At 68.4% G+C, this 16084-nt stretch carries 18 protein-coding genes, 1 pseudogene and 1 riboswitch; of the genes and pseudogenes, 12 read left to right on the plus strand and 7 right to left on the minus strand.

Going from position 1 to position 16084, the window contains the following annotated elements; all coding sequences use genetic code 11:
- Positions 1–229: 229 nt before the first annotated feature.
- Genes ABTV68_RS12215 through ABTV68_RS12225 form a run of 3 tightly spaced genes read left to right on the plus strand, consistent with a single transcriptional unit; the run spans position 230 to position 1145 of the window.
- The gene (locus tag ABTV68_RS12215) at positions 230–568 is read left to right on the plus strand and encodes an ATP-dependent DNA ligase (protein ID WP_433673958.1); all 339 of its coding nucleotides are present in this window, start codon (positions 230–232) and stop codon (positions 566–568) included.
- Between the two features lie 2 nt (positions 569–570).
- Positions 571–948: a hypothetical protein gene (locus tag ABTV68_RS12220; protein ID WP_433673959.1), complete on the plus strand. Its 378-nt coding sequence runs from the start codon at positions 571–573 to the stop codon at positions 946–948.
- A complete protein-coding gene (locus ABTV68_RS12225) occupies positions 945–1145 on the plus strand; it encodes a hypothetical protein (RefSeq protein WP_433673960.1) in 201 nt (66 codons plus the stop codon). The genes ABTV68_RS12220 and ABTV68_RS12225 overlap by 4 nt, the downstream gene beginning before the upstream one ends.
- Positions 1146–1273: 128 nt before the next feature.
- Here ABTV68_RS12225 and ABTV68_RS12230 read toward each other — a convergent pair whose 3' ends face one another.
- The gene (locus ABTV68_RS12230) at positions 1274–2155 is read right to left on the minus strand and encodes an SDR family oxidoreductase (protein WP_433673961.1); all 882 of its coding nucleotides are present in this window, start codon (positions 2153–2155) and stop codon (positions 1274–1276) included.
- Positions 2156–2392: 237 nt separating this feature from the next.
- Here ABTV68_RS12230 and ABTV68_RS12235 point away from each other — a divergent pair, with 237 nt between their 5' ends.
- Complete coding sequence (locus tag ABTV68_RS12235) at positions 2393–2680, plus strand: stress protein (RefSeq protein ID WP_433673962.1); 288 nt, start codon at positions 2393–2395, stop codon at positions 2678–2680.
- 65 nt (positions 2681–2745) lie between these two features.
- Here the strand turns inward: ABTV68_RS12235 and ABTV68_RS12240 are convergent, their stop codons facing one another.
- Both ABTV68_RS12240 and ABTV68_RS12245 read right to left on the minus strand, forming a co-directional pair.
- Complete coding sequence (locus ABTV68_RS12240; RefSeq protein WP_433673963.1) at positions 2746–3006, minus strand: hypothetical protein; 261 nt, start codon at positions 3004–3006, stop codon at positions 2746–2748.
- A gap of 131 nt (positions 3007–3137) precedes the next feature.
- Entirely contained in the window at positions 3138–5078 is a 1941-nt protein-coding gene (locus ABTV68_RS12245) for a heavy metal translocating P-type ATPase (RefSeq protein ID WP_433673964.1), read from the minus strand.
- Between the two features lie 39 nt (positions 5079–5117).
- On the opposite strand from ABTV68_RS12245, the gene ABTV68_RS12250 reads away from it, so the two are divergent.
- From ABTV68_RS12250 to ABTV68_RS12265, 4 genes are all read left to right on the plus strand, one after another.
- On the plus strand, positions 5118–5468 hold the full coding sequence (locus ABTV68_RS12250) for a hypothetical protein (protein ID WP_433673966.1): 351 nt from the start codon (positions 5118–5120) through the stop codon (positions 5466–5468).
- A gap of 94 nt (positions 5469–5562) precedes the next feature.
- Positions 5563–5994 carry a DUF6153 family protein gene (locus ABTV68_RS12255; RefSeq protein ID WP_433673967.1) on the plus strand — a complete coding sequence of 144 codons (432 nt, stop codon included), beginning with the start codon at positions 5563–5565 and terminating at the stop codon, positions 5992–5994.
- A 60-nt stretch (positions 5995–6054) separates the two neighbouring features.
- The gene (locus ABTV68_RS12260) at positions 6055–6642 is read left to right on the plus strand and encodes a DUF305 domain-containing protein (protein WP_433673968.1); all 588 of its coding nucleotides are present in this window, start codon (positions 6055–6057) and stop codon (positions 6640–6642) included.
- 120 nt (positions 6643–6762) lie between these two features.
- Positions 6763–7251 carry a ferritin-like domain-containing protein gene (locus ABTV68_RS12265; protein ID WP_433673969.1) on the plus strand — a complete coding sequence of 163 codons (489 nt, stop codon included), beginning with the start codon at positions 6763–6765 and terminating at the stop codon, positions 7249–7251.
- A 49-nt stretch (positions 7252–7300) separates the two neighbouring features.
- Here ABTV68_RS12265 and ABTV68_RS12270 read toward each other — a convergent pair whose 3' ends face one another.
- The 3 genes from ABTV68_RS12270 to alr are packed head-to-tail and all read right to left on the minus strand — an operon-like array spanning position 7301 to position 11510.
- The gene (locus ABTV68_RS12270; RefSeq protein WP_433673970.1) at positions 7301–9415 is read right to left on the minus strand and encodes a CapA family protein; all 2115 of its coding nucleotides are present in this window, start codon (positions 9413–9415) and stop codon (positions 7301–7303) included.
- On the minus strand, positions 9412–10374 hold the full coding sequence (locus ABTV68_RS12275) for a D-alanine--D-alanine ligase family protein (RefSeq protein ID WP_433673971.1): 963 nt from the start codon (positions 10372–10374) through the stop codon (positions 9412–9414). The genes ABTV68_RS12270 and ABTV68_RS12275 overlap by 4 nt, the downstream gene beginning before the upstream one ends.
- Entirely contained in the window at positions 10371–11510 is a 1140-nt protein-coding gene (gene alr / locus ABTV68_RS12280) for an alanine racemase (RefSeq protein ID WP_433673972.1), read from the minus strand. Before alr ends, ABTV68_RS12275 begins: the two co-directional genes overlap by 4 nt.
- Positions 11511–11636: 126 nt before the next feature.
- Positions 11637–11790, plus strand: a riboswitch (FMN riboswitch).
- A 111-nt stretch (positions 11791–11901) separates the two neighbouring features.
- Here alr and ABTV68_RS12285 point away from each other — a divergent pair.
- The 3 genes and pseudogenes from ABTV68_RS12285 (at position 11902) to ribH (ending at position 13621) form a co-directional block, all read left to right on the plus strand.
- A complete protein-coding gene (locus tag ABTV68_RS12285; protein WP_433673973.1) occupies positions 11902–12531 on the plus strand; it encodes a riboflavin synthase in 630 nt (209 codons plus the stop codon).
- Positions 12528–13130, plus strand: a pseudogene (ribB, locus tag ABTV68_RS12290) (3,4-dihydroxy-2-butanone-4-phosphate synthase); the annotation flags it as partial. The gene ABTV68_RS12285 and the pseudogene ribB, both read left to right, overlap by 4 nt.
- A gap of 23 nt (positions 13131–13153) precedes the next feature.
- Complete coding sequence (gene ribH, locus ABTV68_RS12295) at positions 13154–13621, plus strand: 6,7-dimethyl-8-ribityllumazine synthase (protein WP_433673974.1); 468 nt, start codon at positions 13154–13156, stop codon at positions 13619–13621.
- 37 nt (positions 13622–13658) lie between these two features.
- Here the strand turns inward: ribH and ABTV68_RS12300 are convergent, their stop codons facing one another.
- Positions 13659–14651 carry a LacI family DNA-binding transcriptional regulator gene (locus tag ABTV68_RS12300; protein ID WP_433673975.1) on the minus strand — a complete coding sequence of 331 codons (993 nt, stop codon included), beginning with the start codon at positions 14649–14651 and terminating at the stop codon, positions 13659–13661.
- Between the two features lie 143 nt (positions 14652–14794).
- Here ABTV68_RS12300 and ABTV68_RS12305 point away from each other — a divergent pair, with 143 nt between their 5' ends.
- Entirely contained in the window at positions 14795–16084 is a 1290-nt protein-coding gene (locus tag ABTV68_RS12305; RefSeq protein ID WP_433673976.1) for an ABC transporter substrate-binding protein, read from the plus strand.

Here is a 16084-nt window from a genome sequence, read left to right on the forward strand (position 1 = left end):
TCTGACTCGAAGCGGGCGCCATCCTCGGATCGCGCCCGCTTCGTCGTTTCTGGCTGATCATGTGAAGATTCTCAGGATCCCTGGTTCCGGCCCCGACCTGCGTTTTGTGCCATGCACATGCCGCAGATCATGCCTCCCCCCTGTCAGCGCCGATTGCCGTGTGCCACCGTGGAAACACCTCGCCGATCGTTCGAAAGACGGCGAACCCCCCACAGGATCGAGGCCCGCCATGGGCAAATTCTTCTATTCAGACACGACCAAAGTTGACATCGAGGACCGGGCACTGGCTCACCTGCAGATGGTCATCGGAACGAAGCTGCGCCGCGGCGAGGCGTTCCACTTCACCTGGCGCGAGGACGCCAGCCTCGGTGACGGCCGGACGAGCGTGTGGATGCACGCGTCCATTCCGGTGGTCTATCGCTTCAGCGGGAGCCGACGCCCGCAGCTGAACCCCGAGTGGCTCGACGCCCTCACCTACACTGCAAACTCCCCGACGGGCCTTCACCTGGTTCCCGAGCCCCAGGGCTCGGGCCCCAGCACAGGCGCGGTTCGAACGATGAGAGGTTGATCATGGGAGTGCTTTTCTATGGCGGCCCTGCCGCACCGATCGAGATCGAGGACCGGACGCTGGCTCACCTGAAGCTGGTTGTGACGGCGAAACTGCGCCGGGGTGAGAGCTTCACGCTGTCGTGGGTTCACCCCGAGGGACAGCCCGGCGGGCGCAGCACCCTCTGGCTGCACCCGTCCATTCCGCTGCGGTTCGTGTTCGACGACCCGAACCCCGCAGACATCAGCCCCGAGTGGATCGACCAACTGGCACATTCGGCGCACTCGACGGGCGGCATCCGGCTCACGGCGGAGCCCTTTCACGAGCAGTCGACCACCGGCCACGAGTGGCCGGCCAACACCGCCGCGACGCCGGTGGCGAAGGAAGAGGCCCTGAGATGAGTGTTGAGATCCACGAGTGGTGGCCGAAGCTGTCCATCCAGGCGAAGCACGCGCTTCGAGCGTTGGATGACGAAGCCATTCCCGCAGAGGTTCGAGACGAAATCGCGGAGATCACCGGCACTGCCGTTCCCGAGGGAACACGACTGACACCGGCGGACGCGGATTTCATTCGCACCCAACGCGAGATCGTCGACTGAAGCTCGCTGTCGACCGCACCCGTCGATGCCGGAACACCGGCGATCGACGATCTGTCATGACTCAACGACCAGAGACGGCACGAATGCAAGGCGGCCGGCGGGCCGCCCTGCATCCGTGTCCGGAACCGTCAGAGGTGCTTGCCGCCGGTAACCGCCAGAATCGCGCCCGAGACGTAGGACGCCTCTTCGGAAGCCAAGTAGACGTATGCGCCGGCAAGTTCTGCCGGCTGTCCCGCTCGGCCGAGCGGCGTGTCCTGCCCGAACTTCGGCAACTTGTCCGGCCAGCCGGTCGCGGGAATCAGCGGCGTCCAGATCGGGCCCGGCGCCACACCGTTCACCCGGATGCCAGAAGGCCCCTGCTGCTCTGCCAGAGCCTGTACGAACGCGGCGAGCGCCGCCTTGGTCATGGCGTAATCGAGCAGTCCCGGAGACGGCGAGAATGCCTGGATGGACGTGGTCACGATCACGGATGACCCCGGCTCCATCTCCGGCAACGCCGTGCGCGCCATCCAGAACGGGGCATAGAGGTTCGTGTGCATGACCCGATCGAACTCGCTCGTCTCGATCGCCGCGTCCTCATCTCGCTGCTTCTGGTACGCCGCGTTCAGGACGAGGATGTCGATGTCCCCGAGCGCATCTCGGGCGTCCTTCACGACACCAGTGGCGGCCTCTTCCGTCGTGATATCGGCCGGCAGCAGAACGGCGGTCACGCCGGCGTCCTCGATCTGCTTCTGTGTCCGACGGGCGTCCTCCTCCTCTTCGGGAAGGTAGTTGATGGCCACATCGGCGCCCTCGCGCGCGAACGCGATGGCCACGGCGCGCCCGATGCCGGAATCACCGCCGGTGATCAACGCGCGCCGTCCGCGGAGGCGATCCGATCCGCGGTAGCTGCTCTCGCCATGATCGGGGCGCGGCACGGTGTCACTGGTGAGGCCGGGCTGTTCCTGGTCGTCTGCGGCGAACCCGCCCGTCGTGTACTTGGTCCTGGGGTCGGTCAGTCGGTCAGTCATGTCTGCAGGCTAGGTCGACTGATGGGCTGGAGCGAAGGGCCTTGACAGGAACGTCGGGCCCGCCCTACGCCTGTCGGGCGGTAGCAGCGGCCGATTGTTTCACCGCCCCTCGACCTTGTGAACCCCCTCCGGTTTCTCGTCCCGGGCGCCTTGCATGGAGTCACGGAGACACCGGCCGGATTCCCGGCACGAACCCGTCTCCCTGAGTCCGCCCACCAGGGCGAGGAAAGGATCATCATGGCTGATCGCGAGAACGAAGGACAGTTCGGAAACCGCTCCGATACGCAGGAGCAGGCCCGGAAGGGCGGCGAGGCGAGCACCGGCAAGTTCGGCGCGGAGCACGGCGCCGACCCGCACGAAGCGGGCCGCAAGGGCGGCGAGGCGAGCACCGGCAAGTTCGGCGCCGAGAACGGCGCCGACCCCCGCGAAGCCGGCCGCCGAGGCGGCGAGGCCAGCGGCGGACAGTTCGGATCCGAAGGCGGTGCTGACCCGAGCGAGGCCGACCGCAAGGGTGGCCAGCACTGAGATGCACAATCGACACGGGGCGAGGGACGACGCATCGCGTCGTCCCTCGCCTGTTGCTGTGTCCGTCAGATGCGATGCACCATCGTGGCCTCTGTGGCCGCGCCGTGAACGCGTGCCACTCCCGCCAGCAACACGGACTCCAATGATGAGAACTGCTGCTTCGACAGACCGCCGACCAGCCAGATCACCTCGTACACGCCGTCTCCTATGCGCTCGACGCACCCGAGGATCGCATCGGCGTTGCCCCGGGGCACAGCCCGGTCCGTCAGTCGCCAGCTTGACGCATCCAATGACTCCAGAACCAGCTGGTGGACCCCATCGTTCATCACTTGCCTCCTTCGAGCCCCGCGCCGCTCCCCGAGAGCGCGCCGTTGCTGAAGTGTGCGGCAGGAGGCGGCTCTCGCCGCGGGGATTGACATAGCGGCCCGGTCACGGCATAAGTGGGGCTCGTCGATGGTCACCGATCGAGGACGGCGCGGGCGGCGCGCTCCGGACGCAGGTCCAGTCGGCGCAGCAGCTGTGCGTTCAACGCCACCACGATCGTCGACAGAGACATCAGGATCGCCCCCACCGACATCGGCAAGACGAAACCGACCGGAGCCAGCACACCCGCCGCCAGCGGCACGGAGAGCAGGTTGTACCCGGCCGCCCACCACAGGTTCTGCTTCATCTTGCGGTACGAGGCGCGCGACAGCTCGATCACCGACAGCACCGAACGCGGATCATCGCCGGCCAGAATCACTCCGGCGGACGCGATCGCCACGTCAGTACCGGCTCCGATCGCCAAGCCGACGTCGGCCTGCGCCAGGGCGGGTGCGTCGTTGACACCGTCACCGACCATCGCCACCCGGCGACCCTCGCGCTGCAGTTCCTGCACCTTCGCCGCCTTGTCCTCGGGACGCACCCCGGCGAACACCCGATCGACCCCCAGCTCCTGAGCCACGCTGCGGGCGACGGCTTCCGCATCCCCCGTGATCATCACGACTTCGACTCCCAGCGACTGCAGCGCGGCAACGGCCTCCCGAGACTCGGGACGCACTTCATCCGCGAGCTTCAACGCACCGATCACCGTACCGTCGCGCAGCACGTGAAGGATGATCGCTCCGTCTGCACGCCAGTTGTCGGCGACAGCGAGCTCCGTCGCGCCCTCCTCAGCGAGCAGGTGCGGCCCACCGACCCGAATGGTGGCCGCTGCGACGGAGACGGAGACGCCGACGGCGGGCGACGATGTGAAGTCGCGAGACGCTGGCACCGTGAGCCCCCGGTCCCGTGCAGCACGCACGATGGCGCGCGCCAGCGGGTGTTCACTCGCCGTTTCCGCGGCTGCGGCCAGCGCCAGCACCTCGTCGTCGGTCACTCCGTCGACTGACTCCACGTCCGTGACAACCGGCTCGCCGCGCGTGAGCGTTCCGGTCTTGTCGAAGAGTACGGCGTCCACGGTGCGCATGGTCTCGAGGGCGAGACGGTCCTTCACCAGCACGCCGCCGCGCGCCGCACGCTCGGTGGCGATGGACACCACCAGCGGGATCGCGAGACCGAGCGCGTGCGGGCAGGCGATCACCAGCACCGTGATGGTGCGGATGACGGCGTCATCACCGCGCCCCAGCAGCGTCCAGGCGATCGCCGTGATCGCGGCGGCTCCCAGCGCGAACCAGAACAGCCACCCGGCCGCTGTGTCGGCCAGCCGCTGCGCCCGCGATGAGGAGTTCTGCGCTTCCGTCACCAGGCGCTGGATCCCGGCGAGCGTGGTGTCGTCGCCGGTGGCGGTGATCTGAATCCGCAATCCGGAGTCCGTGGCCACGGTTCCCGCCGTGACGGCGTCACCGACACCGCGCTCCACCGTGCGCGACTCCCCTGTCACCATGGATTCGTCCATCGACGCGCGCCCCTCGACCACGCGACCGTCGGCTGGCACGCTGCCGCCGGGTCGGATGATCACGATGTCGTCCACGCGAAGATCGGACGGAGTGATCCGGACGATCTGTTCGCCCTCGACGCGCTCCGCCTCATCGGGAAGGAGTGCGGCGAGGGAGTCGAGCGCGGAGGTCGTCTGCGCCAGCGACCGCATCTCGATCCAGTGACCGAGCAGCATGATCACGATCAGCAGGGCGAGTTCCCACCAGAAGTCGAGCTCGTGATGAAGGAACCCGAGACTCGCGCCCCACGAGGCGACGAACGCCACCGTGATCGCCAGACCGATGAGGAGCATCATGCCGGGGCGACGCACGCGGATCTCGTCCACGGCTCCCGTGAGGAACGGCCGGCCGCCCCATACGTACATGACCGTGCCGAGCACCGGTGACACCCAGGCGAGCCCCGGAATGTTCGGGAGGGTGTAGCCGAGGATCATGGCGAACATGTCGGAGAGCGCGACGGTAGGCACCGCGAGGACCAGCATGATCCAGAACAGGCGGCGGAACTGTCCGACGTGATCTCCGTGCCCGGCATGGGCATTGTGATCGCCGTGGCCGGCGTGACCCGGTCGATTGTCGTGGCCGGCGTGACTGTTCTGTCCGCCGTGGCCCATGTGACCGGCGTGATCTTCGTGGCCCGCGTGAGCATCGTGGCCCACGTGAGGATCGTGACCCGCGTGAGCATCGTGACCGCCATGACCCACGTGCTCCTCGTGTGCGTCGTGACGGTCGTGCGTGGAGTGGGCGTGGTTATGCGCGTGATCGACGTGGTCGCCGTGGGCCGGACGCGCCCCGTCTGCTTCCCTCATGTCAGGTTCGACGGAATCCGATGCAGGATGCTCGGCGCGGTTCATGTCCACTCCTTCGGTTGGTGACCGGCACGACGTGCCGCACGGCGATACCCCTAGGGGGTACTGCTATCATCAACTATCCCCACACGGGCGATATTCCTGTCAAGAGGAGGGCGATGTGAACAGCACCGTGGTGGGCTGGTTGCGGCCGGTTCTCCCCCTCCTGATAGCGCTCGCCGTTGTCGGGATCGTCGGGATGCACGCACTGTCCAGCGACCACGCCGCCCACGGCACCACGCCCGCGATGTCGATGCACGCTGGCATGGAGGCGGCGAGCGCAGAGGCTGCGGAGGTCGCCGGCGGATCGGTCGACCGGGCCGAACACCTCGGGGGTTCGCCCGCACGCGGCACCGTTACGCCGCCGTCGCACCCTGCCGGCGCTTCGGACTGCGTACCGGCGCTACTCAGCACCGGCCCCTCGATCAGCGCGCCCGCTGTGGCCGTCGCGATCGTTCCGCCGCCGATGTACCGCACGGGTGTCGCGCTCACCGCTCGAGAGATCACGCCCCCACGCCCCTCTCTCATCGTCCTGTCCATCAGTCGGACGTGAATCGCTCGGGCGCCGCACGCCCGCTCGCACTCACACACCGATACAGACAGGAACAGAAGAATGAAGAAGCACATCGTCGCGCTCGGAATCGGCGCGCTCACCCTCACGCTGGGCATCACCGGCTGCTCGGCCGCATCATCCACCGCACCGTCGCCGTCCGCGAGCGCGAGCTCGTCGGCGATCGGAGCGGCGGACGTCATGTTCGCCACGATGATGATCCCCCACCACCAGCAGGCCATTCAGATGGCCGACATCATCGGAGACAAGACCGATGTCGACCCGCGCGTATCGGCGTTGGCGGAACGGATCTCACAGGCGCAGGGACCGGAGATCGAGCGGATGCAGGGTTGGCTGTCCGCCTGGGGCGTTGCGTCGGATGCCGACTCCGCCAACATGGGCGGCATGCACCACGGGATGTCGGGCATGCTCTCCGAGGATGATCTCGCCCGCTTGGAGGCTGCGCCGGGCTCGGAGGCGGGGCGGTTGTTCGTGGAGCAGATGATCGCACATCACGAGGGGGCGATCGAGATGGCCCGGACTGCGCTGGACGGCGCGCAGTCGGTGGAGGTGCTCGAGCTTGCGCAACAGGTGATCGATGACCAGACCACCGAGATCGACGAGATGCGCGAGCTGCTCGGCACGCTGTGACGGAGGGGCCGGGCGGGCCCCCGCCCGGCCCTCCGTAGCGCGCCGTGCCGACGGCCGTCAACCCCCGTGTCCACCCTGCGGCGTGCTTCTAGCGTCGAAGGCCAGACGAAAGGGAGGACCATGGTCCAGCAGACACTCGATACCCCCGACCAGCTGATCCACTTCCAACTGCGCACAGCGCTCACCATGGAGCACGACTCGCTCGCGGCGGTGGAGGAGCTCGCGGGGGCGGCACGCTCGAGCGACATCAAGAAGCTCTTCCGTCACCACGCCGACGAGACGCGCGAGCAGATCGAGAACCTCGGCAAGGTGTTCGAGGTTCTCGATCTGAAGCAGAGCACGTCACCGTCGCCGAGCACGAAGGGCATCTCGAAGCAGGCCGGCTCTCTCATCGAGCGGTCGGCGCCGAAGCTGCGCGATCAGGTGGCGCTCAGTGCTGCGCTCGGCAACGAGCACTATGAGATCGCCGCCTACACGTCGTTGATCGTGCCACTCACGGCTCTCGGTGCTTCCGAGGCTGTGACGCTGCTGCAGGCGAACCTCGATCAGGAGACCCACACGAGCGAGGAGCTGCTCTCCGCGCTGCGGAAGCTCGCGGGCGAAGGCTGACAATACGACAACGTGGGCCGTCCCCTGTTGGGGCGGTCCACGTTGTCGTCTATGGCATCACCAGGTTCCCGTCGGCGTCCACGCGGATGGCACGATCGGCGAAGTCGCGCCGTCCGCGCTCGTCCATGACGCGCGCCGCGGTGCCGGACGGGTCCGATACCGGCGCGCCGCCCTCCTGCTCGAACCGCACGGACTTCACCGTTCCGGCGAGGAGTGAGCCGTCCGACCGCAATCGGAGACTCAGATATGCACCGCGACGGGTCTCCTCTTCGGCGCCGAACACGCCTCCGCCCCCGAAGTTGCCGAGGCTGTAGGCGATGAGCCGGCCACGGTACTCCTCCATTCCCCGCAGCACGTGGGGTCCGTGTCCGATCACCACGTCGGCACCCGCGTCGATCGCCGCGTGGGCGAAAGCCACGGGATCGCCGCGGTTCTCGCCGTACATCGTCTCCGTACCCGGACGGACGACGTCGGCGCCGGGTCCCTCCGCCCCCATGTGGGCATGGACGAGAACGATGTCAGCTTTCGACGCGGCCGCACGAACGACCGCGCGCACGTGACGAAGGTCCGTCACTCTGTTGAATCCGTCGTACGGTGCAAACCCCACCACGGCGACGATGCTGTCGCCTACCGCGATCCAGGCGATCTCGTCGCGCTCGCCAACGGCGCGTATCCCGGCATCGGCGAGCAGATCGCGGGTGTTCGCGAATCCGTCGTCGCCGTAGTCGCGCGAGTGGTTGTTCGCCAGGTTGAGGAGGTCGAAGCCTGCGAGTGCCCTGACCGCGTCAGGGTCGCTGCGAAACGCCAGGCACTCCCCCTGACCGCCACACTTGTCGTACCCGGTGTCGGCCGTGATCGCCTGTTCCAGGTTGCCGGTCACGAGATCCTCGGTGAACCACGAGCGCACCGCATCGAAGTGGTGGAGCCCACGATCATCCGGCACTCGATGCCCGGTGTCGTACACGAGCACATCGCCCACCGCGCCGATGCTCACCTCTCCCGCCCGCACGGCAGCGACGTGGGGTGGCGATGCGGGCGGGCCGGGGATCGCAGAGGCCGCCACCGCGACCACGCCGACGGCACCCAACACCGCTGCGGTTCCGACCACGCGCCACGGCATCCGTCGTACACCGGCGGTGCGGCTGGGGAGATCGAACAGCCACCGCGGTCCGTCCTTCTCGATCCAAGAACCGAGCAACGCACTGATCGCGGTGATCCCGCCTGTCAACAGCACCGGAAGCAGCACCGCCGCCACGAGCTGGACGACCCCGCGGCTATCCGACACCCAGCCGACCACCAGCGCGTCCACGATCACCAGGATCGGCATGTGCAGCAGGTAGACCGGGAGCGTGTGACGGCCGAGACGCGCCAGCCACCCGCCGAGCACGGGAACCTTCGGCAGCAGCGGCGCCAGCGACAGCCCCATCGCCACTCCGACCGCAGAGACGGCGGGCCAGACGCCGGGCACCGTCGCCGCATCCAGCAGACGCATACCGCCGTAGAGGACGCCGTAGCCGACCACCAGCAGCACCGCGAACGTCGGACGCGGACGTGCAGCGAAGCCCCGGATCGCCGGCGCGAATCGTGCCCCGATGAGGAAGAAGGCGAGGTTGTACAGCATCGAGCCTCGGTTGCTGACCACGTCGATGAGCCCCGCAGCAACCGTCACCGACAGCGCGATCGCCGGAAGCAGTACCGCCCACGTCGGCACCCTGCGCAGCGCCCGCGCCAGCAGGAAATACAGCGCCAGCGCGTAGAGGTACCACGTGTTCGGCGGGCTGATCGTGATGGCCTCGAGGAACTCCCCCACGCCGCGCGGCACGAACGTCGGGAAGTCGGGGAACGCCCACATCGCCGCTGTGTGGATCAGGGTCCAGAGCAGGAAGAGGTAGAGGAAGCGCAGCACCCGGGGCCGCAGCACACGCGCCCACGGACGGGAGAGCGCCTCAGCGGCGAACACCCCGGAGACCAGGAGGAAAAGCGGCATGAGGAAGGGCCAGATGATGTCGCTCAGCAGTCCCCACACCCCGGGGATCGGGATGCCGATGCGCCAGTCAACCTGCAGGTAGGTCTTCAGCACCACGTGCCAGAAGACGACGAGCAGGATCAGCGCTCCCTTCAGGGCGTCCGCCCACGCCAGTCGCGCGTGGCCGGGCGACATCATGCCGGGATGCCGATCGGCTGCGCCACGCGTGCTGCCTCGACGAGTTCCGCGATGAGCTGCGGATACGGCAGACCGACCGCCGCGAACATGCGCGGCACCTGGGATTGCTCGGTCATTCCCGGTGAGGTGTTCACCTCGTTGAGCACCGGGCCCGCGTCGGTGACGAAGAAGTCGAACCTCGCCACGCCACTGCACTCCATCGCCTCGTACAGCGCGGATGCGGCCGCACGGATCGCGGCGTCCTCCGCCCCCGAAATCTCCGCCGGCAGGGTGAAGCGCGCCGAGCCGTCGTACTTGGCATCGCGGCCGAAGACGTCTCCGTCGTCCACGCCGATCTCCAGGGTGGAGCCGAGGCGCAGCGCGCCCGCCGCATCCCGGAACACGGCGATGTCGACCTCGCGCCCGCGCACATACTCCTCCACCAGAACCGTCGCGCCTGACTGGCGAGCGAGAGCGATCGCATCCGTGAGGTGAGAGCTGTCCGTCACCACGGAGACCCCGTTGCTGGAGCCGCCGGTCGCGGGCTTGACCACCGCAGGCAGCGGCATCGACACAGCCGCGGGCGCATCGGGCGTCAACAGCACCCCGGCGGCCGTGCGGACGCCGAGTGCTGCGGCCACCAGCTTCGTGAGCCATTTGTCCATGCCGATCGCTCCCGCGCGCACCGGCGAGCCGACGAACGGGATGCCGCACAGGTCGAGCAGACCGGCGACCGCCCCATCTTCGCCATGCACACCGTGCAGTGCGGGGTACGCGACATCGCACGCGCTCAGCAGCTCGATCGCCCGCGCGGCCGACAGCGCGGTCCCGCGTCGGTCGCGCCAGGTGCCGTCATCGTCGATGGTGAGCGCCACGCTCTCCCACCCCAGCAGCTGCACGGCGTATGAGACCCCTGCGGCTGACGCGAGTGAGACGATGTGCTCGTCATTACGGCCGCCGCCGATCACAGCGATTCTCATGATGGGACTCCCTCCGCGCGGTGCGCGCGTTCGATGGTTCGATGCACGCGCGCCACTCGGCTGCCCACGTGCGTCACGATCTCGTGCTCGATGGTGTGCGACCACGCGGCCCACTCGGCCACGGTCGGCTCGCCGGCATCGCCGGGGCCGAACACCGTGACGCTCTCCCCCGGCTCCAGACGGTCATCGCCGGTGTCGACGACGAGCATGTCCATCGAGAAGCGCCCGACGATCGGTCGACGTCGGCCGCGCGCGAGCACTTCGGCCTGGCCGGACGCCTCGCGTGGCAGGCCGTCGCCGTACCCGATCGGCAGAAGTGCCAGGTGGGTCGCCTGGTCAGCGACGAAGTCGTGACCGTACCCGACTCCCGTCCCAGCCGCGGCGTCACGTGCCGAAACCACGGGTGCCGTCAGCGTGAGTGCCGGGCGGAGAAAATCTGTGGTGTGCGAGGGGTCGATCCCGAAGGGCCCGGCACCGATTCGATGCATGTCGAAGCCCGCTCCCACGCCGGTGAGCGTGGCCGCCGTGCCCGCCAGGTGCAGCAGGCGGGGAGCCAGCGCCCGGCGCCGTGCCGTGCGCACGGCGTTATGGAAGAGGAGTCGCTCGCGCGCGTTCTGCGGATGCTCGGGAACATCTGCGCACGACATGTGTCCCATGACGCCGACGACACGGACGGCACCTGTCACCTCGTACTCACGAGCGAGAGCGCACAGTGCCGCCCACTCCGACACGGGGCAGCCGTCGCGCGAAATCCCGAGATCGACGTGCAGGTGCAGGCGAGCGACACGTCCGACCGCGCGTGCCGCCGTCGCGATCGCGTGCAGCAGATGAGCGCTCGACACGGCGAGTTCGATCTCGGCTGTCACCGCGGCGACGAAGTCTGCGTCCGGCGCGTTCAGCCAGCTGAGGATCGGAGCATCGATCCCCGACGCGCGCAAGGCGAGTGCCTCCGTGACGGATGTCACGCCGATGGCTCCCGCGCCCGCCGCCAGCACCGATGCCGCGATGGATCCGTGCCCGAAGGCGTCGGCTTTCAGCACGGCCATGACCCGGCCATCGGTCAACTCGGCGAACCGGGCCGTGTTCTCTCGGATCGCCTCGTCATGCACGACGAGTTCAGAAACGCATGAGGACATGGGTCCAGCGAACACGGGCGCGTGTTGCCCCGTCGTATGCGGTTTTCGATATGCGGACGATATGTGACGGTCGTGTCCCTGCGACGGGCCGAGGCGTGCGCCCGCGGGGTTACACTCAAAACGACACACGTGCTCCGGGGTCGGTGAGAATCCGAACCGGCGGTGACAGTCCGCGACCCGCAGAGGCTTGCTTCTGTGGTTGACCCGGTGAAATTCCGGGACCGACGGTGATGGGTCTTCGCTTGCGAATGACTCGAGTCCGGATGGGAGGCAGCACGGGTCACAGATGGATGCGCCGAGCGCACCCGTCGGTGATCGCGCGTTCCCTCTTCGCGCACCCCGGACACGGCTGACAGCAGCCGGAGCCGCAGGCGTCCGGGAGAGGAGAACCATGTTCACCGGACTGATCGAGGAGATCGGCGAGATCGTTCGCGTCACCGCGGGCCCCGAGGTGGTGCGATTCGCGGTGCGCGCACCGGGGGTGGCCGGCACGGCGGGCCTCGGAGATTCCATCGCGACCGACGGCGTCTGCCTCACCGTCGTCGCCACGGCTCCGGGCGGGGCCGCCGACGAGTACGAGGTCGAAGCCATGCCGCAGACGCTCCGCGTGACCACCGCAGGCGACTGGGAAGTTGGCTCGCGCGTGAATCTCGAGCGCGCGCTGCGCGCGGACGCGCGCCTGGGCGGGCACATCGTGCAGGGACACGTGGAGCAGACCGCCGAGGTGCTGTCGGTCACCGATCACCCCGACTGGCGCGTCGTGCGCATCGCCCTGCCTGCTGAGGCAGCGCCACTCGTGGTGGACAAGGGCTCCATCTGTGTGAACGGCATCTCCCTCACGGTGTCTGCCGTCTCGGCCGCCACGGAGCCGAACCCGTGGTTCGAGGTGTCGCTGATCCCGGCGACGATCGCAGCCACCACACTCGGGGCTGCCGCCGCCGGCACGCGCGTGAACCTGGAGACCGACATCCTGGCGCGCCACGTCGCTCGCCTCGCGGAGTTCGCGGGAGTCTCGCGATGACGGGGATCCCTGCAGCACTGACATCACTGCGCGCCGGACGACCGGTGCTGGTGGCCGACGACGAGCGGCGCGAGAACGAGGGCGATGTGATCCTGTCCGCCCAGCTCGCCACGCCGGAGTGGATCGCGTGGACCGTCCGCCACACCAGCGGATACCTCTGCGCTCCGCTGCCCGCGGAGCTGGCGGATCGGCTCGATCTGCCGCTCATGGTCGTGCACAGCCAGGATCCGCGCGGCACGGCATACACGGTGTCCGTCGACGCCGCGGTGGGTGTCACGACCGGGATCAGCGCGACCGATCGGGCCCGCACGTTGCGCACTCTGGCCGACCCCGACGCGACGGCGGCGGATCTCATCCGCCCCGGCCACATCCTGCCCCTGCGTGCGGCCGCCGGTGGCGTTCGCGAGCGCGCTGGTCACACCGAGGCTGCCGTGGATCTGATGCGGTTGGCTGGGCTCTCCCCCGTCGCCGTGATCGCCGAGGTCGTGCGCGACGACGGCGAGATGATGCGCCTGGCCGAACTGCGCGAACTCGGCGCCACCGAGGACATCCCCGTCATCACCATCGAAGAGCTGCGCCAGTTCCTGGACGCGGCGGAGCACGAACTGAAAGGACACGCGGCATGAGCGGTACCGGACCCGAACTGGAGGTGGACGGCGCAGGTCTGCGCGTCGTCGTCATTGCGGGGAGCTGGCACACCACGATCTCCGAGGGTCTGATCGCCGGAGCAGCGCGCGTGCTCGACGGTGCGGGCGCAGACTGGTCACTCGTGCGCGTGCCCGGCAGCTTCGAGCTGCCGGTTGCGGCGCAGGCAGCGTTCGCGGGCGGTGCCGACGCGGTCATCGCGCTGGGCGTGATCATCCGCGGCGGCACACCGCACTTCGAATTCGTCTCCGCCGCCGCCACCGACGGGCTCACGCGGGTGGCGTTAGACGCCGGCCGTCCCGTGGGCTTCGGCGTGCTCACCCTGGACGACGAACAGCAGGGCCTCGATCGTGCGGGACTGCCCGGTTCCCAGGAGGACAAGGGCGCCGAAGCGGCGACGGCAGCACTCAGCACCGCACGCACCCTGGCGCAGCTGCGCGGGTGACGAGCGGGCCCGGCGGTCGCCCGACCGCCGGGCCGCCTCACCGGGGAGGCGCCGTGGTGGCCCGAGGGATGAACTTCGTCGGAAGAATGAGGTGCGTGCGCTCCAGGGTCTCCCCCGCCATCAACGAGACCAGCATGCGGGCGGCCTCGGCACCGAGCCGTTGGATCGGCTGCCGCACCGTGCTCAGCGGCAGCGCAGAGCCGTGGGATGCCTCGGGAACATCGTCGAAACCCACCACCGACAGGTCGCCAGGAACGTTGAGCCCCAGCTCCGTCGCGACCTCGATGAGCGCGAGCGCCGACAGGTCGTTCGCCGCGAACACCGCGGTGGGCGGCTCGGGCTGCAGCAGCAGCGGACGCGCCACCGATCGCACCGTGTCGGCGTCATACATGCCTACCGCGCTCAGTCGCGGGAGGTAGTCGATGCCGGCATGGCTCAGCGCGCGCCGATACCCCGCCTCCCGCATCGCCGACGAGCGCAGGTCGGGCCGACCGGCGAGGAAGCCGATGCGACGATGCCCCAGGCTGATCAGCGAGGACACCGCCTCGAACGCTCCGGTGAAGCTGTCCGACTCCACGGCGGGCAGATCGGCACGACCCGTGTGCGGATCGACCGCCACGATCGGAACGTCCGCGGTGACTCCCACCACGGTCGGCGTCACCATGATTGCGGCGTCGATCAGGGTGCCGCTGAGGCGGCTCAATGACCGGCGCTCCCATCCCTGCTCGCTCAGTCCGCTGTAGGCGAGCAGTTCGTAGCGGTAGTCCGCCAGCGCCGTTCCCACGCCTTTCAACACCTCCGCGCTGAAGGGTTCGAAGTCGGCCACGAGCACACCGATCACCCCCGTGCGGCGCGAGCGCATGCTGCTGGCGACGAGGCTCGACTCGTATCCCAGCGCCTCCACCGCGTCGAGCACGCGGGCCACCGTCGCGCTGGCGACGCCGTAGCGCCCGTTGACCGCCTTGGACACCGTGGCTACGGAGACCCCGGCAGCCGCCGCGACGTCGTGGATGGTTGCTCGTCGTGCCATCCCCCGAGCGTACGCCCTTCGAAAAGGTTATTGAAAACGTTTGACGACGTTGTAGAGCCTTCGCAGACTGAGTGCGTTCCGAATGCACCGACCGGAGCGGGCCTCGCAGTCGAGGCACAACTCAACGAGGAGGAAACAACCACATGAATGCGAAGAAACTCCTGGCGCCCGCCGCACTGTTGCTCGCCGGGGCGCTCAGCCTCAGCGCCTGCAGCGGCGGAGGGACGGACAACGCCGCCGGCGGCAACGTCGAGATGACCCTCTGGCAGAACTCGACCACCGGCGCCGGCCAGCAGTTCTGGAAGGACGCCATCGCGGCCTTCGAGAAGGCGAACCCCACCGTGAAGATCACCATGCAGTCCGTGCAGAACGAGGACATGGACGGCAAGCTGCAGACGGCGCTCAACGCCGGCGACGCCCCGGACATCTTCCTGCAGCGCGGCGGCGGCAAGATGGCCGCGATGGTCAACGCCAACCAGCTCATGGACCTCACCGACAAGATCAGCGACAGCGTGAAGTCGGAGATCTCCGAGGGGTCGTTCAAGGCGGAGACGTACCAGGACAAGGTCTGGGCGATGCCACTTGCGGTGCTGCCGAGCGGATTCTGGTACAGCAGCGACCTCTTCACGCAGGCGGGGATCTCCGCCGACCCGAAGACGATCGACGAGCTGGAGCAGGCGGTCGACAAGCTGAAGGCCACCGGGGTCGCGCCGATCGCGCTGGGCGGCAAGGACGCGTGGCCGGCGGCGCACTGGTACTACAACTTCGCGCTGCGCGAGTGCAGCCCGAAGACGATCGAGGCCACCGGCGACTCCAAGGACTTCAGTGACGAGTGCTGGCTGAAGGCCGCCCAGGACCTCAGTGACTTCGCGGCCACCGAGCCCTTCAACGACGGATTCCTCACCACCTCGGCGCAGCAGGGGGCGGGTAGCTCGGCGGGACTGGTCGCCAACCACCAGGCCGCCATGGAGTTGATGGGCGCCTGGGACCCGGGCGTGATCGCCTCGCTCACCCCGGACGAGAAGCCGCTGCCGGACCTCGCCTGGTTCCCGTTCCCCGAGATCGACGGCGGTGCCGGCGAGCCCGGTTCGATGATGGGTGGCGTCGACGGATACTCCTGCTCGGCCAAGGCGCCGAAGGAGTGCGCGGACTTCCTCAACTTCATCGCGAGCGCCGAGCAGCAGAAGGCCTATTACGCCGCGTTCAACGCCCCTCCCGTGAACACTGTGGCGCAGGAGGCCGTGTCCGAGGACTACTTGAAGGCCGTTCTCGCCGCGTACAACGAGGCCCCGTTCGTCACGCAGTGGCTGGACACCGTGCTCGGCCAGAACGTGGGCAACGCGCTCAACGTCGCCGTGGTGGACCTGCTCGCGGGCAAGAGCTCGCCCGACCAGATGATCGAGTCGGTCGCCAGCGCCGCGAAGAAGGGCTGA

This window comes from Microbacterium gorillae, assembly GCF_050990725.1.
GTDB classification, from domain to species: Bacteria; Actinomycetota; Actinomycetes; order Actinomycetales; family Microbacteriaceae; genus Microbacterium; species Microbacterium gorillae_A.